The sequence below is a fragment of the Labrys sedimenti genome (genome assembly GCF_034424805.1).
Taxonomy (GTDB): Bacteria; Pseudomonadota; Alphaproteobacteria; order Rhizobiales; family Labraceae; genus Labrys; species Labrys sedimenti.
Genome location: NZ_JAXOUF010000001.1, coordinates 429,217 through 453,103 on the forward strand (window position 1 = coordinate 429,217; position 23,887 = coordinate 453,103).

18 protein-coding genes are annotated in these 23,887 nt (G+C 63.3%); 10 read left to right on the forward strand and 8 right to left on the reverse strand.

Annotated features, from left to right (window positions below; genetic code table 11):
• Positions 1-53: 53 nt before the first annotated feature.
• Positions 54-1,172, reverse strand: coding sequence for a glycosyltransferase family 61 protein (locus U1R88_RS01990; RefSeq protein ID WP_322429755.1), 1,119 nt, complete (start codon positions 1,170-1,172; stop codon positions 54-56).
• Between the two features lie 526 nt (positions 1,173-1,698).
• Here U1R88_RS01990 and U1R88_RS01995 point away from each other — a divergent pair.
• The 4 genes from U1R88_RS01995 (at position 1,699) to U1R88_RS02010 (ending at position 4,759) form a co-directional block, all read left to right on the forward strand.
• On the forward strand, positions 1,699-2,208 hold the full coding sequence (locus tag U1R88_RS01995; RefSeq protein ID WP_425545385.1) for a L,D-transpeptidase: 510 nt from the start codon (positions 1,699-1,701) through the stop codon (positions 2,206-2,208).
• A gap of 131 nt (positions 2,209-2,339) precedes the next feature.
• Entirely contained in the window at positions 2,340-2,870 is a 531-nt protein-coding gene (locus U1R88_RS02000) for a CDP-alcohol phosphatidyltransferase family protein (RefSeq protein ID WP_322429757.1), read from the forward strand.
• Between the two features lie 99 nt (positions 2,871-2,969).
• Positions 2,970-4,073 carry an AI-2E family transporter gene (locus U1R88_RS02005; RefSeq protein WP_322429758.1) on the forward strand — a complete coding sequence of 368 codons (1,104 nt, stop codon included), beginning with the start codon at positions 2,970-2,972 and terminating at the stop codon, positions 4,071-4,073.
• Positions 4,070-4,759: a P-loop NTPase family protein gene (locus U1R88_RS02010; RefSeq protein WP_322429759.1), complete on the forward strand. Its 690-nt coding sequence runs from the start codon at positions 4,070-4,072 to the stop codon at positions 4,757-4,759. Before U1R88_RS02005 ends, U1R88_RS02010 begins: the two co-directional genes overlap by 4 nt.
• A gap of 44 nt (positions 4,760-4,803) precedes the next feature.
• Here the strand turns inward: U1R88_RS02010 and U1R88_RS02015 are convergent, their stop codons facing one another.
• Positions 4,804-6,672 (reverse strand): hypothetical protein, encoded by a 1,869-nt coding sequence (locus U1R88_RS02015; RefSeq protein WP_322429760.1) that lies wholly within the window; start codon positions 6,670-6,672, stop codon positions 4,804-4,806.
• A 348-nt stretch (positions 6,673-7,020) separates the two neighbouring features.
• Here U1R88_RS02015 and U1R88_RS02020 point away from each other — a divergent pair, with 348 nt between their 5' ends.
• Complete coding sequence (locus tag U1R88_RS02020) at positions 7,021-9,207, forward strand: RNA degradosome polyphosphate kinase (RefSeq protein ID WP_322430483.1); 2,187 nt, start codon at positions 7,021-7,023, stop codon at positions 9,205-9,207.
• Positions 9,208-9,280: 73 nt separating this feature from the next.
• Positions 9,281-10,798 carry a Ppx/GppA family phosphatase gene (locus U1R88_RS02025; protein WP_425545386.1) on the forward strand — a complete coding sequence of 506 codons (1,518 nt, stop codon included), beginning with the start codon at positions 9,281-9,283 and terminating at the stop codon, positions 10,796-10,798.
• A gap of 86 nt (positions 10,799-10,884) precedes the next feature.
• On the opposite strand, the gene U1R88_RS02030 is transcribed toward U1R88_RS02025, so the two are convergent.
• Positions 10,885-12,141, reverse strand: coding sequence for a D-amino acid dehydrogenase (locus U1R88_RS02030; protein ID WP_322429762.1), 1,257 nt, complete (start codon positions 12,139-12,141; stop codon positions 10,885-10,887).
• Between the two features lie 101 nt (positions 12,142-12,242).
• The gene (gene rnd, locus U1R88_RS02035; RefSeq protein ID WP_322429763.1) at positions 12,243-13,415 is read right to left on the reverse strand and encodes a ribonuclease D; all 1,173 of its coding nucleotides are present in this window, start codon (positions 13,413-13,415) and stop codon (positions 12,243-12,245) included.
• Positions 13,416-13,673: 258 nt separating this feature from the next.
• On the opposite strand from rnd, the gene aspS reads away from it, so the two are divergent.
• Entirely contained in the window at positions 13,674-15,491 is a 1,818-nt protein-coding gene (gene aspS, locus U1R88_RS02040; protein ID WP_322429764.1) for an aspartate--tRNA ligase, read from the forward strand.
• A 192-nt stretch (positions 15,492-15,683) separates the two neighbouring features.
• Positions 15,684-18,005, forward strand: coding sequence for an NADP-dependent malic enzyme (locus U1R88_RS02045; protein ID WP_322429765.1), 2,322 nt, complete (start codon positions 15,684-15,686; stop codon positions 18,003-18,005).
• A gap of 44 nt (positions 18,006-18,049) precedes the next feature.
• Here U1R88_RS02045 and U1R88_RS02050 read toward each other — a convergent pair whose 3' ends face one another.
• On the reverse strand, positions 18,050-18,586 hold the full coding sequence (locus U1R88_RS02050) for a DUF1697 domain-containing protein (protein WP_322429766.1): 537 nt from the start codon (positions 18,584-18,586) through the stop codon (positions 18,050-18,052).
• A 62-nt stretch (positions 18,587-18,648) separates the two neighbouring features.
• Complete coding sequence (locus tag U1R88_RS02055; RefSeq protein ID WP_311938077.1) at positions 18,649-19,548, reverse strand: sugar kinase; 900 nt, start codon at positions 19,546-19,548, stop codon at positions 18,649-18,651.
• 376 nt (positions 19,549-19,924) lie between these two features.
• Between U1R88_RS02055 and U1R88_RS02060 the strand changes: the two genes are divergently transcribed.
• Positions 19,925-20,206 carry a YMGG-like glycine zipper-containing protein gene (locus tag U1R88_RS02060; protein WP_105862901.1) on the forward strand — a complete coding sequence of 94 codons (282 nt, stop codon included), beginning with the start codon at positions 19,925-19,927 and terminating at the stop codon, positions 20,204-20,206.
• 187 nt (positions 20,207-20,393) lie between these two features.
• Positions 20,394-21,845 (forward strand): cardiolipin synthase, encoded by a 1,452-nt coding sequence (gene cls, locus U1R88_RS02065; RefSeq protein ID WP_322429767.1) that lies wholly within the window; start codon positions 20,394-20,396, stop codon positions 21,843-21,845.
• Here the strand turns inward: cls and U1R88_RS02070 are convergent.
• The gene (locus tag U1R88_RS02070; RefSeq protein WP_322429768.1) at positions 21,829-23,016 is read right to left on the reverse strand and encodes an MFS transporter; all 1,188 of its coding nucleotides are present in this window, start codon (positions 23,014-23,016) and stop codon (positions 21,829-21,831) included. The genes cls and U1R88_RS02070 overlap by 17 nt on opposite strands.
• A complete protein-coding gene (locus tag U1R88_RS02075; RefSeq protein ID WP_322429769.1) occupies positions 23,009-23,794 on the reverse strand; it encodes a DeoR/GlpR family DNA-binding transcription regulator in 786 nt (261 codons plus the stop codon). Before U1R88_RS02075 ends, U1R88_RS02070 begins: the two co-directional genes overlap by 8 nt.
• Positions 23,795-23,887 lie beyond the last annotated feature (93 nt).

Sequence of the window (23,887 nt, forward strand, 5' to 3'; positions counted from 1 at the left end):
GCTTTGCGATTTGACTGGATCATGTCAAGTCGAGAGGCCTGAATTCGAGGGCCTCAGTCCAGCAGCGATGTCACGCGATCGAGAAAGCTCTCGATGTCGTCCTGGCTCGCGTCGATGGACATCGGCCTGTCCGCGGTGGGCCAGAGGCATCCGCGGGTGAGGTAGACCCCTTGCTGCTCCAGCACGTCGCTCAAGCGCATCTGGACGGCGTTCCAATGCCCGATGCAACCGACGACGGTGCCCGGTCCGGCAAAGACGGAGCCGTGCAGCGCCGAGCCATATTCGCCGAGGAGTGCATTGGCCTGCGACAGCGTTGCGATCTGCTCAGGCAGGTTCAGTTCCTCGGGGCGGATGACCTCGAAACCGCGTCGCCTGGCCTCCTGCTCGAAGAAGTCGCGCTGCCTGAAAGGCCGGTTGGCCGAGGGGCCGGGACCGCCTCGTGAAAGACAGAGGCGTCGGCCGGCCGGCACTGAAGCCGGTACCAGCGACCGATAGAATTCGCGCAGATAGGGATGGAAGGTATATTCACCGGAAAAGCAGAATGTCGGTACCACCGCGCGAGCGAAGAGCAATCGCTCCCGCCCCGGTGTGTAGCGCAGGATTGCGTCCGGCCGGACATTGCAGGTCGACAGCAGCAAATCCTCGACCCAGGAAGGCGTATCATGGGGCAGGGGGATGACCCACTCGTCGCGGAGCGATGCCAGGGACTGGCTGGCAATGGATACCCGCGGCAGGAATTCGACCAGCCAATGGCCCCAGATGGCGCATCCCGGGCCAGCCACGACGAGAGCGGGGCGGTCTATGTGTCTTGCCGCCGCCCCACTGAAACGCGAGGCAAAATTCGCGTCGGCGCGGGCCATGGACAGGGCGACATTGGTCGACAGATTGGCATCATCGACGACCTGGCCGCCGTGGACGAGGATCCCGGGACGCCAGACCTCGACGTCGCGCAGCAGGAAGCAACCGATCGGGTCGACTGTGGCTCGCGGCTTTTTCCAATGCAGAGCGTGGACCCAATCGTCTTTACCGCCTTCGCCCAGCATATGGGCGGGACGGGCCGACGCCGCTTCCCGGGAGGAGCGAAATTCGAGAAAGCCGCTCCACGCCTGCGCGGCCGCCCCGTCAGGATGCGAGGTGGCCAGGGCGGATATCGAAACCGTGGCAAAGCTCATGATGGGCTGTCCTCACGGCAAGGAAGTGGCCTTGGATGACGAATTCACGGCGAAGGACAAAAGGTCTCTTTCCGCAAGGACGATCAATCCGATCTGAATGCATGCTGAACAAAGGGTTAAAAAATAGCGACTTTCTGCCGCTGTCTCTGCCACAATTACGCCTGTCGTTTCCGGGATTGTCGCAGCCATCTTGCCTTGCATTGCCCTGCAGGGCGCAACCCCGGGCGTTCTTCCGGGACGTGTGGTTCTCGACATGACGATTGCAAGAAAAGCACTTTTACCCGTCCTCGCCCTCCTGGTGATCGGAGGGACGGCCCAGGCCCAGGAGTGGGGCTACCCTCCGGATGACGGCTATTATCAGGACGATGGCCTCTCCCGTCCGCGCCAGTGGCGGGATCCCCAGCCAACCTACCGGGCGGATCGGAGCTTCGAGGAGCCTTACGATTATCAAGAGGATCCCTATGGCTATTATGGCGACCAGGATGGCGATGCGACGCCAGGCCGGCGCCCGCAGCGCCAGGCTTCGATCGATCCGAACAGCGTCTCGCCCAATCTCGATTCCGGCACCAAGGACGATGGGCAGGCCATGCTGGCGCGGTCCCCGATCCCGCGCACGGTGGTGCCGTTCTCCGGCTACAGCCCCGGCACCATCGTGATCTCGACCAAGGAGAAGCGGCTCTACCTGGTGCAGGACGACGGCACGGCGCTCCGGTATGGCATTGGCGTCGGCAAGCAGGGCTTCACCTGGAAGGGCACGGAAACCATCAGCAGAAAGGCCGAATGGCCGAGCTGGACGCCGCCCAAGGAAATGATCGCCCGCCGTCCCGAATTGCCCGATCATATGGAGGGCGGCCTCAACAATCCGCTGGGCGCGCGTGCGCTCTATCTGGGATCCACGCTCTACCGCATCCACGGCACCAATGAGCCGAATACCATTGGTCGGGCGGTTTCCTCCGGCTGTATTCGCATGGCCAACCCTGATGTGATGGACCTCTACCAGCGGGTGGGGGTCGGCACCACGGTAGTGGTGCTCTGACGCCTTGTTCGGACGTGTCGCGGCGATGCCTGACGTCACCGTCGAATCGCTGGACCTCTGGACGACCGCCGAGGATGCCGGCGAGCCCGCCCATACGTGCCTGCGCTCCCGCGGTTTGCTACGATCCGATCATGACGATACCGAATCTGATCACCATCCTGCGATTTTGCCTGGTGCCGCTGGCGGTGTTGTGCATCACCTCGGGGACCTGGGGCTGGGCTTTCGTCGCCTTCCTGGTGGCCGGCATTTCCGATGGCGTCGATGGCTTCATCGCCAAGCGCTTCGACATGCGCAGTGAATTGGGGGCCGTGCTCGACCCCCTGGCGGACAAGGCCCTGCTGGTTTCGATCTTCGTCACGCTGGGGATCGTCGGTGTGGTGCCGGCCTGGCTGGTTATCCTCGCCGTGTTCCGCGATTTCATGATCATCGGTGCCGTGCTGGTGTCCTGGGTCATGAGCCAGCCGGTGCAGATCGCGCCGCTGATGCTTTCCAAGCTCAACACCGCGGTACAGATCGCTTTCGTGGCCCTCGTGTTGTTCGCCAAGGGCACAGGATGGCCTTTTCCTTTCTTGATCGAAGTGGGTTCCATCCTGGTCACGCTCTTGACCATTGCCTCTGCTGCCGCCTATCTGCGCCAGTGGCTCAACCATATGGCCGGATGAATATTCCGGCCGCGGAAGGCCATCCGCCATCTCAGCCGTCCCGGACGAGGTTTGCTTGGCCGGGGAGAACGGTGTGGATCGAGCTTCAGGAGCGAATGGATGAGCCTCCAACGGCAGGTATTCTTCTGGCTCGGTGCGCTGGCTTTGTTCATCGCGCTGATCTGGCTGCTCCAGGGCATGGTATGGCCCTTCATCGCCGGCCTGGTGATTGCCTATTTCCTCGATCCCGTCGCCGACAGGCTGGAGAGGCTGGGCTTGCCGCGGTGGGCGGCCGCCTCGGTGATCCTGCTCGGCTTCATCTTCCTCATCGTGCTGGCGATCCTCCTGCTGGTGCCGATGCTGGGCGAGCAGTTCAACGGATTGCGCGAGAGGCTGCCAAGCATCGTAGCCTCCATGCAGCGCATTCTGGGCGAACTCAACCAGAGCTGGCTCGGGGGCCTGCTCACCGAACGGCTGCAGGACATCCAGAAGTCGCTCGGCGACTATGTCGGGCAGGGTGCCCAGGTGCTTGCCACCTTCGTCTCCTCGCTCTGGTCGGGCAGCCAGGCTGTCATCGGGGTGGTCAGCATCCTGATCGTCACGCCGGTGGTGGCTTTCTACATCCTGCTCGACTGGGATCATATGGTGGCGCGCGTCGACAGCTGGCTGCCGCGTGACCATGCCGATGCCATCCGCGGCATCTTCCGCGACATCGATGCCGCCATCGCCGGCTTCGTGCGCGGCCAGGCGACGGTCTGCTTCCTGCTCGGGCTGTTCTACGGCTCCTGCCTGACCTTTCTCGGTGTCAGCTTCGGCTTCCTCATCGGGCTGTGTACGGGTCTGGCCTCCTTCATCCCCTATGTCGGTTCCATTCTCGGCTTCGTGGTCAGCGTCAGCGTGGCGCTGGTCCAGGTCTGGCCGGACTGGCATTTGCCGGTCTATGCCGCCCTGGTCTTCGTGGCGGGACAGATTCTCGAAGGCTATGTGCTCTCGCCACGCTTGGTCGGCGGTTCGGTCGGGCTGCATCCGGTCTGGCTGATGTTCGCCCTGCTGGCCGCTGGCAGCCTGTTCGGCTTCATCGGCCTCCTGGTTGCCGTGCCGGTGGCGGCGGCGATCGGCGTGCTGGTGCGCTTTGCCTTGTCGCGCTACCTCGCCAGCCAGTATTATACCGGGCATGTCGACCAGGATCAGGCTGCGGCACTGCCATCGGACCCTTCGTCGTGACGCTTCCCCGCCAATTGGCGCTCGATCTGCCGTTGCAGGCCTCGTTTGCCCGCGAGGATTTCCTGGTCTCGCCCTCCAACGAGGCCGCCTATGCCTTCATCGAGCGCTGGCCCGACTGGCCGTCCCGCCGTGCCTTGCTGATCGGCCCGAGCGGCTCGGGCAAGAGCCATTTGGCGGCGATCTGGTCGGATGCGGCTGGCGCGGTCACGCTGGCGGGCGAGGCACTGCGGGACGACAATGTCCCTGTCTTGGTCTCACACAAGGCGGTGGTGATCGAGGATGCCGGGCGCGGCATCGACGAGACGGCGCTTTTCCATCTGCTCAACCTCACGGGCGAGGCGGGCGCTTCCCTGCTGATCACCGCCCACGAGCCCCCTGAGCGCTGGGGGCTCGTGCTTCCGGACCTCATCTCGCGGCTGCGGGCCATGACGGCCCTGACCATCGCGACGCCGGATGACGGTCTGTTTCGCATGCTGCTGGTGAAGCTTTTTCTCGACCGCCAGCTCATCGTCGACAGCACGCTGGTCGACTTCCTCGTCAACCGTATCGAGCGCTCCTTCGCCGCAGCGCGCCAGGTGGTTGCCGTACTCGATCGCGAAGGCCTGTCACGCGGCCGCCGGATCACCCGGGCCCTTGCGGCCGAACTGCTCAAGGAAGTGCTGGCGTCGCCAATCGACGAGGAGTGAAATCGATCGCGCCTCGTCGCGATCGGCTCATCATGATGCGAGCTCTATCGCAAACGGACGCACTGGCCGACGGTGTTCATCTGAAGTTGGCCTCCGGCGAAAGACGCCACTCCGACGATATGGACAGGGGAACTCTGCGTTTTCGCGGTGAAGTCGAACACGAACGGACCGACCCCCCGAATTTCCCCGCCCGACCATTCGCCGGTTTCCATGAACATGCCTTGTCCGGGTGCAATCGGCATCGCGGTGGATTGGGTACTAAAGGCCCCCTGAAAAGCTCTAACCTTCGTCCCGCCGGCCGGCAGGAGCTGTAGTTGGGCGTGGCAACTCCAAACGCCCGGCGCGAGAGAGAATGTCCCGATGTCGCGTACAACCCGGTCGCTCATGTCGACCGGCGGCGGCGATGTCTGCACGAGTTCGCCGGGGAGGCCTTGATAAAGAGCCGATTGGGCATCCGAACCGGCCCATGAAAATGCATTGGATGGCGGCGGTCCGGGTTTGAAGAATTCGGTGAAGAGATTCCCGGCGACCACCACCCCGCTGGTGCCGGCGGTCTTGACGATCAAGGCCGCCGAGGTCTTCAAGCCCCGATATTCGATCTTGTTGTTACGGATCTGCACATCCGATGCGCCGGCTCCGGTCGGAATACCGCAGGAGTCGGTGGTGACGTTGATGAGGGAGCGAACTTCGAGGGGTTGGGCGTTGTTGGAAATCCAGGCTCCTTCAAGGCGTACCGTCGAGGCTCTGCAAAAATTGAAGAAGTTCTTGCCGGCGGGCGTCCAGAATCCCGCGGCTGGGTGGATCAGCCAATTGCCGCCCTTGATGGACAGATGCGAGACTTGTCGTGCATCGACATGGCCTTCATAGGCGTCGCAAGAGAAATTATCCGCCACATATTGGAGCGGGGAGTAGCCCTTATAGTCGGAATCGATCTGGATGCAGGTGCCGACTTCCCCGGCGGCCGAATTGATCAGGCTCTGATCCTCGAGCCCCAGCATCCTCGGGGGATTGGTCGACTGGAAACGATAGCCGGTCCTGTAATATTGGGTCAGCGTGTTCTGGATACGATTGACGAAGGTATTCGTCCCGCGAAACCAGATACCGGTTCCCGTGCTGGCCAGGCCTTTGCGCGATGGTCCGGCAGTGATCATGCCGCCCTCGATCATAGTGCCGGCCGAGTTGACCAAGATCATGCCGGTGTTGAAATTTTCGAGAGCGAAGTTGGAATAAGTCCCGTTGACGCCGGGCGTAAACCTGGCGTTGATTCCGATCGTGCTCCTGGAGGCAGTATCGTTGGATTGGAATTTGATGCCCTGGAGCTCCAGCTTGTCTCCCTTCGGGGCGCCTGTCCCGCAGTGATCCCAGCCATTGCTGGCGCCGAAGCGAAATATGGTGAGTTTCGGTCCGGCTCCCTCGAAGCGAATGCTTTTGCCGCAAGCAGAGATGATCGGCGTGGAGAAACGAGCGGTCAGGGGACCCAGGCGGAACTTCAGGGCGCTCGAATTCGTCTGGATCAGCGAATTGATGACGACGCCGTCGATCTCGTCCGAAAGAGAGCGTGCCGCCGGGAGTATCGCCTGCCATTGCACCAGGGACCAGCCTGCGGTGCTGCGACCGTTGAGAATGGTAATGCTGGACAGCGGATGGCTCTCTCCGTCGCCGCGAAAGCCATAGGATCTGAGGACGCGCTCGTCGATATCCTCACGGTTGCGCAGATTGGACGGAAGCTCGAAAGCACCCGTCATCGGATTGATGCAACCGATGAGGGCGCCTCCATTTTCGCTTGGATTGCGGGTATCCTGCACCGAAACACACCCAGAAGCGCCGGATCGATCGGTCTGGAGCACCCGAGAAGCATCGGTCTGGGCTGCGACATGTGTCAGTTGGGCGAACAGGCAGGCCAGGATAATCATGGGAACAACTGGGAACCTGCACATGCCTGATTTGCTCCTGGAGCGGACTGGTCGTTTCGTCCGTTGGGGATGAGGGGCTCGAGGGTCGCATGGAAGATGCCTCATGCGGTCTGCCTGGGTCCAGCTCGTTGAGCGCGCCAGCGATGGTTCCACAGGCGACGGGGCGAAGTTTTGCGAATTTTCCCCAGCACGACCATTTTATGTGACAGCATTGTCATATAGGCGGCCTAAGCAGGCTTCCCCATGACGGGCGACGATTCCGACTGGCGGGATGGGGAACGGCAGCCTGGGACATAGCGAGCGGCATTGACGACCATGACCAGCACGGCACAGACGGCGGAGAGCGCGATGCAAGGCGATGAGATACGGGAGGCGGCACGTGACGTGGCTCCCGCTCAAAACTCGATCGCGCTACGCGTCAGCCCGGACCGCTTCATCAATCGCGAGATTTCCTGGCTGCAGTTCAATCGCCGCGTGCTGGAGGAGGCGTCCAACAAGAGTCATCCCCTGCTCGAGCAGCTGCGCTTCCTGTCGATCTCGGCCAGCAATCTCGACGAGTTCTTCATGGTGCGCGTCGCCGGCCTGATCGGCCAGGTGCGCGAGGACGTCACGGCGCGCAGCCCCGATGGCCTGTCGCCGGCCGAGCAACTCGTCAAGATCGGCGAGGCGGTGTCCAAGCTCGCCACCGACCAGCAGAAACGCTGGAACGAATTGCGTGACGACCTGCTGCTCGAAGGCATCGTGATCACTGAACCGCGCGACCTTTCCAAGGCCGAGCGCGCCTGGCTGGACGATTATTTCCTCAGCTACATCTTTCCGATCCTGACGCCGCTCGCCGTCGACCCGGCTCATCCGTTCCCGTTCATTCCCAATCTCGGCTTCACTATCGCGCTACAGCTCAAGCGCATGAGCGACGGGCGCATGCTGAATGCCCTGATCCGTGCGCCCCACAAGGTCGAGCGTTTCATCCGCCTGCCGGACTTCGCCGAAACCGGGGCAGCCCGCTACATCACGCTGGAAAATCTGGCGGTGCTGTTCATCGCCAAACTGTTCCCCGGCTATACTGTGAAGGGGCAGGGGTCTTTCCGGGTCATCCGTGACTCCGACCTCGAAGTCGAAGAAGAGGCGGAAGATCTGGTGTTGCTGTTCGAGACGGCGTTGAAGCAGCGCCGGCGCGGCGTGGTGATCCGCCTCGAGATCGAAGCCGGCATGCCCGACAGCATCCGCCAGTTCGTGACAGAGGAACTCGACGTTGCCGACGACGCGGTGTTTCGCGTCGAGGGCATGCTCGCCCTCAACGAATTGTCGCAACTCGTCGGGCTCGACCGTCCGGACCTCAAATTCAAACCCTATTCGCCACGCTCGCCCGAGCGTATCCGCGATCATGGAGCCGATGCCTTCGCCGCCATCCGGCAGAAGGACATCCTGGTGCACCACCCCTACGAATCCTTCGATGTGGTGGTACAATTCCTCAACCAGGCAGCGCGCGATCCGAACGTGGTCGCCATCAAGCAGACGCTGTACCGCACCTCCTCCAACAGCCCGATCGTCAAGGCGCTGGCAGAAGCCGCCGAGGCCGGTAAATCGGTCACGGCACTGGTGGAGCTGAAGGCGCGGTTCGACGAGGAAGCCAACATACGCTGGGCGCGCGATCTCGAACGCGCCGGCGTGCAGGTGGTGTTCGGTTTCATCGAACTGAAGACCCACGCCAAGCTTTCGCTGGTGGTGCGGCGCGAGATGGGCCAACTCGTGTCCTATTGCCATGTCGGCACCGGCAACTACCATCCGATCACGGCGCGCATCTACACGGACCTGTCCTTCTTCACTGCCGACCCCGTGATCGCGCGCGACGTCTCGCGTATCTTCAACTTCATCACCGGCTATGCCGAGCCGGCGGCTCTGGAGCGCATGGCGGTCTCGCCCGTCTCGCTCAAGCAGCGCATCCTCGACCACATCAATGCCGAGATCGAGCACGCAAAGGCCGGCCGGCCGGGTGCCATCTGGTGCAAATGCAACTCGCTGGTCGATACCATGATCATCGACGCGCTCTATGCCGCCAGCCAAGCGGGCGTGCAGGTCGATCTGGTGGTGCGCGGCATCTGCTGTCTGAGGCCGGGTGTTCCCGGCCTGTCGGAAAATATCCGCGTCAAGTCCATCGTCGGCCGCTTCCTGGAGCATGGCCGCATCTATGCCTTCGGCAACGGCCATGGCCTGCCACACCAGAAGGCAGCCGTCTACATCTCCTCGGCCGATCTGATGGAGCGCAATCTCGACCGGCGCGTCGAGGCGCTCTGCCCGATCCTCAACCCGACGGTGCATGAGCAGGTGCTCGACCAGATCATGATCGCCAACCTTATCGACAACCAACAGAGCTGGAGCATCTTGCCCGACGGGACCGCCGAACGCATAGTCCCGCAGCCTGATGAAGAGCCCTTCAACGCCCACAAATATTTCATGACCAATCCCAGCCTATCGGGACGAGGCAAATCTCTTGAACACAACTCTCCCCGAACGCTCCTCAGCCGCCGACGCTGACACGCTGCCCCATGTCCAGGCTGCCGACGCGGCGGGGCCGGGGACGAGGCAGCCCGGTTTCGCACAGGGGCGCATCTGCCAGGGGCCGCCGATCGCGACGATCGATATCGGCTCAAACTCGGTTCGTCTGGTGGTCTATGAGGGGCTGACGCGCGCTCCGACGGCCGTCTTCAACGAGAAGGTGCTGTGCGGTCTCGGCCGTGGCGTGATGACTACCAAGCGCCTTGATCCAGCGGCCGTCGCCAAAGCCTATGCTGCCCTGATCCGCTTCCGCGCCTTGTGCGATACCATGGGCGTTAGGGAACTCTACGTGCTGGCCACGGCGGCGGCACGCGATGCCGAGGACGGCGAGGAATTCATCGCCCGTGCCACGGCGATCTGCCGAACCGAGATCGAGGTCCTGTCGGGCAAGCGCGAGGCACGCTTGTCGGCCTATGGCGTGATCTCCGGTTTTCACATGCCGGACGGCGTGGTCGGCGACATGGGCGGTGGTTCGCTCGAACTCATCGAGGTGCACGGCCATCGCGCCGGTTCGGGCATGACGACGCCGCTCGGCGGCCTGGCGCTGCAGGACACCTCCGGCCAGTCGGTGCGCAAGGCGGCCAAGATCGCCCAGGACAAGCTTTCCAAGGCGGACCCGCTGAAACATCTGAAGGATCGCACCTTCTACGCGGTCGGCGGCACCTGGCGCTCGCTCGCCAAGCTGCACATGATGCAGCTCGGCTATCCCCTGCACATCATGCATGGCTATAGCGTGCCGGCACGGGAGATGCTCGATTTCTGCAAGCTGATCATGCGGGTCGACAACACCACCTTGATCGGCAAGGACACCGTTTCGACAGGACGCCTGCCGCTGCTCGCCTATGGCGCGGCGGTGATGAGCGAGGTCATCAAGGCTGGCAAGCCGCGCGATGTGGTGATCTCGGCCCAGGGCGTGCGCGAAGGCCTGCTCTATTCGCTGCTCGACGAGGAGAGCCGCAAGCTCGATCCCCTGATCACGGCAGCGAGCGAGCTCAACATCCTGCGTTCGCGCTCGCCGCGGCATGGCGAGGAATTGGTGCGTTGGAGCGACCGCTTCACGGCATCGACGCACCTCGACGAAACTGCCGACGAAAAACGCCAGCGCCATGCGGCCTGCCTGGTGGCCGATATCGGCTGGCGTGCCCACCCCGATTATCGCGGCGAACAGAGTCTCAACATCATCGCCCACGCCGCCTTTGTCGGGGTCGATCATCGTGGGCGTGCCTATATGGCGGTGGCAAACTATTTCCGCCATGTCGGCCTGAACGAGGAGGAACTCTCTCCGCGTATCCGCGAAATTGCCACTGCGCGTATTCTCGACCGGGCGCGCATTCTCGGGGGGCTGATGCGGGTGGGCTACATCCTGTCCGCCTCGATGCCGGGCGTGCTGCCGCGCGCGCCGCTCTATGTCAGCCATGGCAAGTTGTTGCTCGATGTGCCCCGTGATCTGGAGGGGCTGGTGGGCGAGCGGCTCAACGCCCGCATGAAGGCGCTCGGGCGCCTGATCGGCCGCGAGGCCGTGATCCGCATCCTCGATCCGCAGGAGACCGTGACGGCGGCGGCTGAATAGAGTGAGACGGGCTGGCAGCGGCCTTCAATCCCCGCTGCCTGCCGCCAGCGGGGTGTGGCCCTTGCGAGGATGAAGGACCGGAGCGTTTAGGCTCCGTAGCGGTTCAATCCGAGGTCCGAAACGTCGATCTCCGGCTTCTTGCCGCTGACGATATCGGCCATCACCCGGCCGGAGCCGCAGGCCATGGTCCAGCCCAGCGTGCCGTGGCCGGTGTTGAGCAGGAGGTTCTTGTAACGGGTTCGTCCTATCACCGGCGTGCCGTCAGGCGTCATCGGGCGCAGGCCCGACCAGAAGCTCGCGGCCGCGAGATCGCCCGAACCGCCGAAGAGATCGCTGACCGACTGGGCCAGTGTGTCACGGCGAGCCGGCGGCAGGTCCTTGCTGAAGCCTGAAATCTCGGCCATGCCGCCGACGCGGATGCGATCACCGAGCCGGGTGATCGCGATCTTGTAGGTCTCGTCCATGATGGTGGAGACAGGCGCGCGGCTCTCGTCGACAATCGGAATGGTGAGCGAATAGCCTTTGACCGGGTAGACCGGCACCTTGAGGCCGAGCGGCGCAACGAAACCGGGCGTATAGCTGCCGAAAGCCGCGATATAGGCATCGGCCTTCTCCACGCCCGTGCTCGTCTCGACGCCCTCGATCCTGTCTCCGGCGAAGACAAGCTGCTTGACCTCGACACCGTAGCGAAAGCGCACGCCGAGCGTTTCAGCCAGACTGGCCAGCGCACCGGTGAATTTGTAGCAGTCGCCGGTCTCGTCATTCGGCAGGCGCAGGCCACCGCGGATCAGGGAACGGACATGGGCGAGAGCCGGTTCGGCACCGATACAGCCATCCGCGTCGAGGACCTCGAAAGGAACGCCATCGCGCTTGAGCACCTCGACATCCTTGCCGATGCCGTCGAGCTGCTTCTGGGTGCGGAAGAGCTGCAGCGTACCCTGCATGCGCTCGTCATAGCGGATGCCTGTGGCGGCCCTCAGCTCGATCAGCTTGTCACGGCTGTATTCGGCGAGGCGCACCATGCGGCTCTTGTTGATGGCATAGCGCGCGGAGGTGCAGTTGGTGAGCATGCGCCAAACCCAGGCCACCATCGCCGGATCGGGACGGGGTCGCAGGATCAGCGGGGCATGCTTCATCAACAGCCACTTGATCGCCTTTTGCGGGATGCCGGGGGCAGCCCAGGGCGAGGCATAACCGGGCGAAACCTCGCCGGCATTGGCGAAGCTGGTCTCGAGAGCCGGGCCGGGCTGGCGGTCCAGCACGACGACTTCATGTCCGGCCTTCGCCAGATAATAGGCGGAGGTCACTCCGATCACGCCGCTGCCGAGAACCGCGACCTTCATTTTATGCTCATACTCCTGCCTGCGATGCGCCAAAAGGGCCGGCGAATCGAACGATTCGCCCAGCCTTCACCCGGCTCATAGCGCAAGTCAATTACAGCCAGCTATCGGCTAATTGCCGCGACCTTGCCGCGTTCGATCGCCAGAGCCAGCTTGCCGTGCTTGAGGGCGAGCGCCTTCTCGCCGAACAGTTCCCGGCGCCAGCCATGCAGGGCAGGGACATCTGCGGTATCGCTGTCGGCGATCATGTCGAGATCGTCGGTGGTGGCGATCACCTTGGCGGCGACGCCCTGGCTTTCAGCCACCATCTTCAGCAATACCTTGAGCAGTTCCACCGTCGCGCCGGCGCCATTGCTGGCGATCCGCGGCGGCGCCTGGCGTGGCAGGCTCGCGGGGTCTCGAGCCAGACCTGCCTTCACCGCTTCGATCAGGTCGAGGCCGGGGCGGGAGCGTTCCCATCCCTTCGGAATCATGCGGATACCGGCCAGCTTCTCCGGCGTGTCCGGGGCCTGCAGAGCGACTTCGGTGATGGCGTCATCCTTGAGCACACGCGAACGCGGCACGTTCTTCGACTGAGCCTCGCGCTCGCGCCAGGCCGCTACCTCGACCAGCACGGCAAGATCGCGCGGCTTGCGCACGCGTCCGCTCACCCGCCGCCATGCATCCTCCGGGGCCTGCCGATAGGTATCTGGCGAAGTCAGAACAGACATTTCGTCGCCGACCCAATGGCTCCTCTTTCTTTTCTCGAGCGACGCCGCAAGCTTGAGATAGACGTCGCGCAAATGGGTGACGTCCGAGACGGCGTAGTTGATCTGGGCCTGGGTAAGGGGGCGCTTCGACCAGTCCGTGAAACGGGACGACTTATCGATATGGGCGTTGGTGATGCGCTGGACCAATTGGTCATAGGCAATGGAGTCGCCATAGCCCAGCACCATGGCGGCGACCTGCGTGTCGAACAGCGGCGCGGGAATGAAGCCGGCAAGGTGCCAGACGATCTCGATATCCTGCCGGGCGGCGTGGAAGACCTTCAGCACCTTCTCGTTCCGCAACAGCTCGAACAGGGGGGCTAGATCGAGGCCCTCGGCCAAGGCATCGATGACCACGGCTTCTTCGGGGCTGGCGACCTGCACCACGCAGAGCTTGGGCCAGAAGGTGGTTTCACGCAGGAACTCCGTGTCGACGGTTACGAAGGCATGAGCGGCGAGACGGGCGCAGGCGGCTTCGAGGTCCTGGGTTGTTGTGATGATGGCGGCGGCATGAGCGGAAGATTGTGGCATGAATATGCTTATCGGGCACGCGGCGTCACATGGCAAGGTTTTCGGCCTTGAATGCATGTCTGGGCTCGTTCGACACCGAACAAGACAAGCTCAACCTTGACGACGGCGGTGGCGTTGGGGTCTATGACCTCAAACTCCAGAGCAAAGCGCGTTTTGGCGAAAACGCATTTATACTCTGGCACCATCATTTGACGCCGTCTTTGCGATTCTCGGTGATACCGTCCGATCGCAAAACGCTTTGTCCGGAAAGACACGCCTATGCACCGTTATCGCTCTCACACCTGCGCCGATCTTCGCCTCGACCATGTCGGGCAGGACGTGCGGCTTTCCGGCTGGTGCCACCGCATCCGCGACCATGGTGGCCTGCTGTTCATCGACCTGCGCGACCATTACGGCCTGACCCAGTGCGTGGTCGATCCGGATTCGCCGGCCTTCAAGGTGGCGGAGACCCTGCGCTCGGAATGGGTCGTGCGCGTGGACGGCAAGCTGCGCAAGCGCCCCGAGGGTACCGAGAACCACGAGATGCCGACGGGCCTGGTGGAAATCTACGTCACCGAGATCGAGGTGCTCGGCCAGGCTGCCGAACTGCCACTGCCCGTGTTCGGTGACCAGGACTATCCGGAAGAGACGCGCCTGAAATACCGCTTCCTCGATCTCAGGCGTGAGCGCATTCACAACAACATCATGCTGCGTGGCAAGGTGGTGGACGGCATGCGCACGCGCATGAAGGCCGCGGGCTTCAATGAGTTCCAGACGCCGATCCTGACGGCCTCTTCGCCGGAAGGTGCGCGCGACTTCCTGGTGCCCTCGCGCATCCATCCCGGCAAGTTCTACGCTTTGCCGCAGGCGCCGCAGCAATATAAGCAGCTGTTGATGATGGCCGGCTTCGACCGCTACTTCCAGATCGCCCCCTGCTTCCGCGACGAGGATCCTCGCGCCGACCGCCTGCCCGGCGAGTTCTACCAGCTCGACCTCGAAATGAGCTTCGTCACCCAGGAAGACGTCTTCGCTGCCGTCGAGCCGGTGATTACAGGCATTTTCGAGGAGTTCGGCAAGGGCAAGAGCGTCACCAAGAGCTGGCCGCGCATTCCCTATGCGGAGGCGCTGCGTAAATATGGCTCGGACAAGCCGGACCTGCGCAACCCCCTGATCATGCAGGAGGTTTCCGAGCATTTCCGCGGCTCGAACTTCAAGGTCTTCGCGCGCATGCTCGAAGATCCCGCCAACCAGGTCTGGGCCATCCCCGGACCGGGTGGTGGCCAGCGCACCTTCGCCGACCGCATGAACTCCTGGGCGCAGAGCGAGGGACAGCCGGGCCTGGGCTACATCCTGTTCTTCGACAAGGCGACCGACGAGACGACGAAGCAGGCCGATCCCAATGCCGAAGGCATCGGCGCGCGCGGACCGATCGCCAACAATATCGGCCCGGAAAGGGCCGAGGCGATCCGGTTGCAGCTCGGCCTGAAGGCCGGCGATGCCGCCTTCTTCGTCGCAGGCGATCCGAACAAGTTCTACAAGTTTGCCGGCGCGGCCCGTACCAAGGTCGGCACGGACCTCAAGCTGGTGGACGAGAGCCGTTTCGAGCTCGCCTGGATCGTCGACTTCCCGATGTTCGAGTGGAACGAGGACGAGAAGAAGGTCGATTTCTCGCACAACCCCTTCTCCATGCCGCAGGGCGGCCTCGATGCGCTCAACACCCAGGATCCGCTGACGCTGAAGGCCTATCAGTACGATATTGCCTGCAACGGTTTCGAGATTGCCTCCGGCGGCATCCGCAACCACAAGCCGGAAGCGATGGTGAAGGCCTTCGAGATTGCCGGTTATGGCGAGGAGACGGTGATCGAGCGTTTCGGCGGCATGTATCGGGCTTTCCAGTATGGCGCTCCGCCGCATGGCGGCATGGCGGCCGGCGTCGATCGCATCGTCATGCTGCTGGCCGGCGAACAGAACCTGCGCGAAATCTCGCTATTCCCCATGAACCAGCGCGCCGAAGACATCCTGATGGGTGCCCCCTCGGAGGCGACGCCAAAGCAGCTGCGCGAACTTCATATTCGTCTGAACGTCCAGGAAAAATAACAGTCTCGGGGCTGGCGGCCGTAATGGCATGCGCTAAAACGAAGAAAGCCTGGGCCGCGCAAGGCCCCGGACTAGAGCGTTTTACGATTTGAGGGACTACCGAGAATCGCAATGACGCATTGAAACAAAGCGTTAGAGCAAAGCGGCCTTCGACGATTGCGCTTTGCCCTAGCCAACAGGACGGGAAACGCAATGTCAGATGTCCAGGCCGGCTCGACAGCCCCCACGAATTCCTCGACCATGTCCGAGGATCTGCGGACCGGGGCACTGATCTACCACCGCTATCCCAAGCCGGGAAAACTGGAGATCCAGGCGACCAAGCCGCTCGGCAACCAGCGTGACCTTGCCCTGGCCTATTCGCCCGGCGTGGCGGCGGCCTGCGAGGCCATCCATGCCGATCCGCTCGAGGCGGCCAATCTGACGGCCCGCTCCAATCTCGTCGCCGTGGTCTCCAACGGCACCGCCGTGCTCGGCCTCGGCGATATCGGCCCGCTCGCCTCCAAGCCGGTAATGGAAGGCAAGGCCGTCCTGTTCAAGAAGTTCGCCGGCATCGACGTCTTCGACATCGAGATCGCCTCCAGGTCGATCGAGGAGATCGTCACCGTGGTCGCGGCGCTTGAACCGACTTTCGGCGGCATCAACCTGGAAGACATCAAGGCGCCCGAATGCTTCGAGGTCGAGCGCCTCCTGCGCGAGCGCATGGAGATCCCGGTCTTCCACGACGATCAGCATGGCACGGCCATCATCGTCGGCGCCGCCGTCCGCAACGGCCTGGAACTCGCGGGCAAGGCGATCAGCGAGGTCAAGATCGTGGCTTCGGGCGCCGGCGCAGCGGCGCTCGCCTGCCTCAACCTTCTCGTCTCGCTCGGCGCCAAGCGCGAGAACATCTTCATCTCCGACATCAAGGGCGTGGTCTATAAGGGCCGCACCGAGCTGATGGATCCCTGGAAAGATGTCTATGCACAGGAGACCGAAGCGCGCACCCTCAACGACATCATCGAGGGGGCCGATATCTTCCTTGGCCTCTCCGCCGGCGGCGTGCTCAAGCCCGAGATGATCGCGCGCATGGCGCATAATCCGCTGATCATGGCGCTTGCCAATCCGTTCCCGGAGATCATGCCGGAACTCGCCAAGGCGACCCGTCCGGACGCCATGATCTGCACCGGCCGTTCGGACTTCCCGAACCAGGTCAACAACGTCCTGTGCTTTCCCTACATCTTCCGCGGTGCCCTGGATTGCGGGGCTACCACCATCAATGAGGAGATGAAGCACGCGGCCGTCGAGGCGATCGCCGCCCTTGCCCGCGAGACGCCCTCGGATGTGGTCGCCCGTGCCTATGGCGGCGAAAGCCGTCGCTTCGGCGCCGATTCCCTTATTCCTTCGCCCTTCGATCCGCGCCTGATCCTGCGCATCGCTCCTGCCGTGGCGCGGGCCGCCCAGGAAACCGGCGTCGCGACCCGTCCGATCACCGACCTGGAAGCCTATGCCGAAAGCCTGACGCGTTTTGTCTTCCGCTCCGGCTTCGTGATGAAGCCGCTCTTCGCCGCCGCCAAGGCCGATCCCAAGCGCGTGGTCTATGCCGAAGGCGAGGACGAGCGCGTCCTGCGCGCCGCCCAGGTGGTGCTGGAAGAAGGGTTGGCCCGCCCGATCCTGATCGGGCGCCCCTCCGTGATCGAGACCCGCATCCAGCGCTTCGGCCTGACGATCAAGCCAGGGCATGATTTCGAGGTGATCGATCCGGCGGACGATCCCCGCTACAAGGACTACTGGTCGCTCTATCATCACCTGGCCGGGCGCGGCGGCGTCACCCAGGACACGGCACGCACCATCGTGCGTTCGAATACCTCGGTGATCGCCGCCCTGGCCCTGCATCGCGGCGATGCCGATGCGATGATCTGCGGTCTGGAAGGGGCCTATATGCGCCATCTGCGCTATGTCCGGCAGATCATCGGCCTGGCGCCGGGGGTGCGCGATTATTCGGCTTTGTCCCTGGTCCTGACCGCCAAGGGCGCCTTCTTCATCTGCGATACCCAGGTCAAGCCCGACCCTTGCGCGGAAGAGATCGCCGAAATGGCGATCCTGGCGGCCGAGCATGTCCGCCGCTTCGGCATCGACCCGAAGATCGCCCTGCTGTCGCATTCCGATTTCGGTTCCTACGACACCGATGCGGCCCGCAAGATGCGCAGGGCCCTGGAACTCCTGGTCGAACAGCGTCCCGATCTGGAGGCCGACGGCGAGATGCAGGCGGATACCGCCCTGTCCGAAAGCCTGCGCGACCTCAAGCTGAGTTCCTCGCGGCTGCGGGGCGAGGCGAATGTGCTGGTGATGCCCAACCTCGATGCGGCCAACATCGCCTTCCAACTCACGCGCATGCTGGCAGATGCCTTGCCCGTCGGCCCGATCCTGATCGGCGCCGCCAAGCCGGCCCACATCCTCAACCGGGCCGTGACCGTGCGCGGCGTGGTCAACATGACGGCGGTGGCCGTGGCTGAGGCGCAAGCCGCACAGGGCTGAGAAAACCGGAGCGCCGGGAGCGTGATGGCTCCCGGCGTCCCGCGTCAGGCCAGCATCTGGCCGAGGCCGCGTATGGTGTTCCAGTTGCGCGCGGTGCCGACGCCGAGCCGCCTCGTTGAAAGGGCGCCGGCAAGGCGGCTTTCGCTCGGGCGCCCGGCGAAGGCAATCCACAGATCCCCGCCGACCAGGGCAAGGCGCTCACCCCTATCGCAATAACGCTCCAACCTGAGCAGGGTGTCGTCGCTAAGGGGGACCCGCATCAGGCGGGCGATGACGAGGCCGCCGTCACGTTCGGCCTCGGCCGGGAACGGATTGCCGGCAACTGTGCTGCGCCAGTCCTCCGCGCTCCGCACGATGATGTCGACATGTTTGCCGTAATGGCTCAGGAAGCCGGCTTCCAGCCGGGTTTCGAGCGCGGCGATGTCCTGTTCGGGCGTCTCGAAGACGAGGTTGCCGGTCGAGGCCAGAGTGCGGGGACGGTCGCAGCCGCATGCGGTTGCGATCGCGCGCAATTCCTCCATCACGACCCGCCGCTGCGGCGTCAGCACGATGCTGTAGAGGAGGGCGACATAGCCGGCCATGGCGAAGGGCTCGTCGGGGTGGTCCGGTGTGGGCCACGACGGGCCCGCCGGCTCATAGGGCTCTAGGAAGCGGCGACGGGCTGGAACCGCGTTTCGATGGATTCTACATCCGCCCGGGTCGGCAGCTTGGCTTCGTTGCCGAGGAACTGGATCGCGTGGGTGGAGGCGCCGCGCGCGAAGCGGAAATGCTCCTCCCAGCGTGACAGCGGGCGGCTGAGATAGGAGTACATGTAGGCGCCGTGGAAGATGTCGCCGGCGCCGTTGGTATCGACCACTGAAGCCTTGGGCACGTTGAGGGCCGGCAGGCGCTGGACCTTGCCGCTCTCGTCATACCACAGCATGCCGCGCTCGCCGGCGGTCACCCCGGCGATCTTGCAGCCCTTGCCCTTGAGATAATCGAGCATCTCGGTCTCGGTCAGGTTCATCTGCTCGCACAGGCGCTCGGCCACCACGGCGACATCGACATAATTGAGCAATTCGTCGGTGTTGGAGCGCAGGCCGCCGCCATCGAGCGAAACCAGGCGCCCGAGCTTGCGGAATTCCTTGGCATAGTAGAGCGCGGCATCGGCCAGATGGCCGTCGAGGTGCAAAGCGCGGCAATTGCCGAGATTGAGATGCGGATAGGGATGCAGGTAGTCGTCGTCGCGCGCACGCACGATGGCGCGCTTGCCATCCTTGGGCATGATGAAGGAGAGCGAGGAACGCTTGACCTTACGGGGGTGGACGGAGATGCCGTATTTCGCCGCCATGTCCATGAACATGCGGCCGAGCCAGTCGTTCGAATTGGTGGTGATCAGGTCGGGGATCACGCCAAGCTTGGCGCAGCAGAAAGCAGCAGTCGTAGCGTTGCCGCCGAACGCGACAGCATAGTCCTTGGCAACCGACTTTTCATCGCCGCGCGGCATGTCATCCGCAACGAAGGTCACGTCGATATAGGCATGGCCGATGAAGAGCGCTTCCATCGCTTATCGCTCCAAACTATCTAGATTTCCGGACATTCCCGCTTAATCGTCATGAAGCGCTGGTGCAAGCGGCCTTTTCGCAGCTGCGAGAGAAGTGTCGTTCGAGGGTGCTTTCCGCTCCCTCGAAAGGCACCGGTACACGGAAGGGAACTTGTCTTCGCCGTAGAAGTTTGTATGTCGGTGACATGCGTCATTTCGGTTGAGTCGGTAGTGAAATGCTCCGGCTTTGCCAGAAAGCGATGGCATCTGAAGCACGAGCTGTCCTTACCTAGTCATTCATCTCCGGTTCATGGTGTGCATGATGTAAGAATCGGGCTTTGCTCTCGGTTGTATCTGTATATGATCGATACGGATCGGCATCCACGGAGGATCTCCCATGAAGAAGCTTTTGATCGTTGCAGCTGCAGGGCTTTTGCTCGCGGGCTGCTCGGAATATTCGCGCGGTGACCGCGCGCTCGGTGGCGCTGCCATCGGTGCCGGCGGCGGTGCGCTGATCGGCGGCCTGGCCACCCGTTCGGCTGGCGGCGCCATCGTCGGCGGCGTGCTCGGCGGTGCTGCCGGTGCCATCGTCGGTGCCGAAACCACGCCGCGTGCTTGCACCCGTCGTTACTATGATTATTACGGCAACGTGCGGTATCGCCGCGTGCAGTGCCCGTAAGGGGTGAGATCCTTTAGAGCGAAGCACGTTTTCACGAGAACGTATCTTGCTCTAGCTCCTCGCTTGGATGCGTCTTTGCGATGCTTGACGATTTCGTCAGATCGAAAAACGCGTTGAGGATCGCCATCTGACGCAAGTCACACCCACGCAGTCCGCTGCGTGGGTTTTTTTCATGGAAAGGCCCAGCTTGTCGTTCTCCGATCTGACCTTGCCAGGTTTGAGCGTATTGGCGTGGGCCTATTTCTATTCGGAATGGGCCGTACGCCTCGTCATGATCGTCGTGGTGCCGTTCCGGCGCAACTCGGACGCGGCACGAAGCTGGCTGCTGCTGGTGATGTTCCTGCCCTGGCCGGCCCTGCTGCTCTACCTCCTGATCGGGCGCGCCACCTACCCGCGCTGGCGGCGCAAGCGTTTCGAGCGCCTTCCGGATATCTTGAACCTGTCCGCTGATAAGATCCGCGAACTGACCGAGGTCGCGCGCGAGCGGCTGCCCCGGCGCTTCACGCGCGCTGCGGTGCTGATCGAAAGAGTGGGGAAGCTGCCGGTCGTGGATGGGGCGAGGGTGGACTTCCTCGGCGACTATTCGCGAATGATCGATCGGCTGATTTCCGATATCGACGCCGCCCAGCATCATGTCCATCTGCTGTTCTACATCTTCGCTGACGACGAGGTGGGGCAAGAGGTGATGCAGGCTCTCGGCCGTGCCCAGATGCGCGGTGTGAAATGCCGCGTGCTCATCGACTCCATCGGTTCTCGGCCATGGGCGCGCAGAGTGCTGACGACGCTCGTCGAATATGGCGTGGAGGCACGGCTCATCCTTCCGGTTAGCTTCTTTCGGCGCAAGTCTGCGCGGGCGGACCTGCGCAATCATCGCAAGATTGCCGTGATGGATGGGCGGGTGGGCTATGCCGGCTCCCAGAACATCATTGCGGCCCGCACGGTGCTCGACATCTCGAACCAGGAACTGATGCTGCGTATGGAAGGGCCGGTGGTGCTGGAGTTGCAGGCCGTCTTCATCGCCGACTGGTTCCTGGAGACGGAGGAAGCGCTGCCGCTCGACAGCGTGATGTCGCCGACGCCGGCCTGCGGTACCCTCGCGATGCAGGTCCTGCCGAGCGGGCCGGATTACCGGGTCGGGGGTATCGAGAGCCTGATCGTTACGGCCATTCATTCGGCCTTGCAGCGCGTGGTGATCGTCACGCCCTATTTCATTCCCAGCGAGGCCGTTCACAAAGCGATGCAGATTGCCGTGCTGCGCGGCGTCGCCGTGCATCTGGTCGTCCCCAAGGTTTCGGACCACCGGCTCGTGCGTTTCGCCCAGCAGTCCTATTATGGCGGATTGCTGGCTGCCGGGGTGAGCATTCATCTTTTCCGCGACAAGTTCCTGCACGCCAAGAACGTCTCAGTGGATACCGACGTCGCTTTGATCGGCTCGAGCAACATGGATATGCGCTCCTTCGTGCTGAACTCGGAGGTCACGGTCGTCATCTATGACCGCGAGGTCACGTTGCAATTGCGACGCATGCAGGATGACTACATCGCCAACAGCGATAGGATGGACCTGGACAGATGGCGCCGGCGCCCCTGGATCCGCAAGGTCGCCGAGAATCTCGCGCGGCTGGTCAGCCCACTTCTATAGCCGGGCACCCGGAGTTGCCGCGAGGAGCGCAGACGGGCGCCAGCAGTGCAATGATCACGGTGAACACCGCCGCCACGTAGAAGATGCCGGCGAGCGACGACACATGGGCGACGGTTCCGAGCAGAGGCGGGGCGACCAGCAAGCCAGCATAGCCCATGGTCGATATCGTTGCGATCTGCACTTCCGGGCGCGGCATGGCCCCGGCGGTGCTGAACAGGACCGGCACCACATTGGCAAAGCCGATGCCGGTCAAGCCATAGCCGAGGATGGCGACATAGACATTGCCCGAAAGCGGTCCCATCAGGAGCCCGATCAAGGCGAGCAGGCAGCCGCCTCGAACCAGATGAACGCCATCGACGTGACGTCGGATAGGGTCACCCAGGAAACGCACGGTTGCCATTGCCCCGGCGAAGGCGGCATAGCCGACATTCGCCAATTCCTGGCCGGCTCCCAATTGTTCGCGCAGGAAGACGGCGGCCCAATCCAGCACGACGCCCTCTCCGCTGAAGGCGAGCGCGGCCATCAGGCCGACCACGACGGCGAGAAAGGCCGGGCGCAGGGAGGGCGATTTGCCGGTGCCGGCGTCGGCCGTTGCCGCGACCTTGCCGGGAGCGAGGCCTCTCTGCCCCCAGGCAAAGATAACGGCCAGCACCACCGTCACGATGAGCGCCTGGGTAGCGCCGTCGGTCCAGCGGAGCATGAGGGTGGCGATACCGGCCCCGGTCAATCCGCCCAGGCTCCACATGCCGTGGAACGAAGACATATAGGGCCTCCCAACCTGCTTCTCGATCCTGGCGGCATCGGCATTCATCGCCACATCCATGCAGCCGCCGCTGGCGCCGAACAGGAAAACGACGGCGGAGAGCAGCCAGACGTCCGGCATAAGGGGGATGGCGGGCAGCAGGGCCAGGAAAATCACGCCGCTCAGCCGAATGAGAGCCGCGGTACCGAGGCGCTGAATGATCCAGCCGCTGCCGGCCATGGCGAGCACGGCCCCGGCGCCGAGCATCAGCAGGATGACGCTCAGCACGATGGGATCGAGCCCCAGCCGCTCCTTGGCGAGAGGGATCTGCGTGGCCCAGACACCGTAGAGAGCGCCATTGACGTAGAAGGTCGACGCTGTTGGATGCCAGACCCGCCAGCCGGGCCGATAGGGGGACGTTTTAGACAAGATGGATCTCCACGCCACTTCCGCTGTAGCGCTGCAGGATGGTGTTCGAGCTCGCATTCTCGGTGACCATGCGGTCGAGGCGAGCGAAGGGCATGACCTGATAGGCCGAGCATGTGTCGAGCTTCTCGGCGGTGACCAAGGCCATCGTCGAACGGGAGGCCGCGACCATGGCGCGCTTGAGGTGGGCGTCGTCATGATCGACCACTGTCACGCCCTCGATCGGGTCGACGGCGCAGGCGCCCAGGAAGCACAGGTCGGGCTTGAGATAGGCGATCTGCTCCAGCGCTCCGGCACCGCTGGCGCTGCGCGACTGGGGATCGACCTGCCCGCCGATCAGCACCAGCTTGCCGATGCCGCGATCGAGCGCGGCGACGGCAATGTCGGGCGAGGGGGTGATAACGGTGAGGCCGGCCTCGACCGGAAGCTGGCGGGCCAGCATCAGATTGCTGGTGCTCTGGTCGAGCAGGACGACCATCCCCGCCTCGACGAAACGCAGGGCATAGGCCGCCAATTGCTTCTTCTGCGCCTCGTTGCTGATCAGGCGTCGATCAAATCGGTGTGAAGCGCGGGACTTGCGCAGGGCGCCGCCGTGCACGCGCTCGATTAGGCCAGCGTCGGCGAGTTCCTTGAGGTCGCGGCGGATGGTGTCCTCCGACACGGCGAAATCCAGCGCCGCCTGGACCGAAGCGATGCGGCCATCCTGTTCGATGCGCTGCAGCAGCAGGCGCTGCCGCTCGGCAGGGATGAGGCTGGCATCGAGAAGAGTTGAGGTTTCCATGGCACGCGGGATCCGATGAACGGGCAGCTTATGTCGCTTAAGTCGAGGCAATGCAAGTATGAAAATGCAAAAAGACGCATAAACGCGCTAATT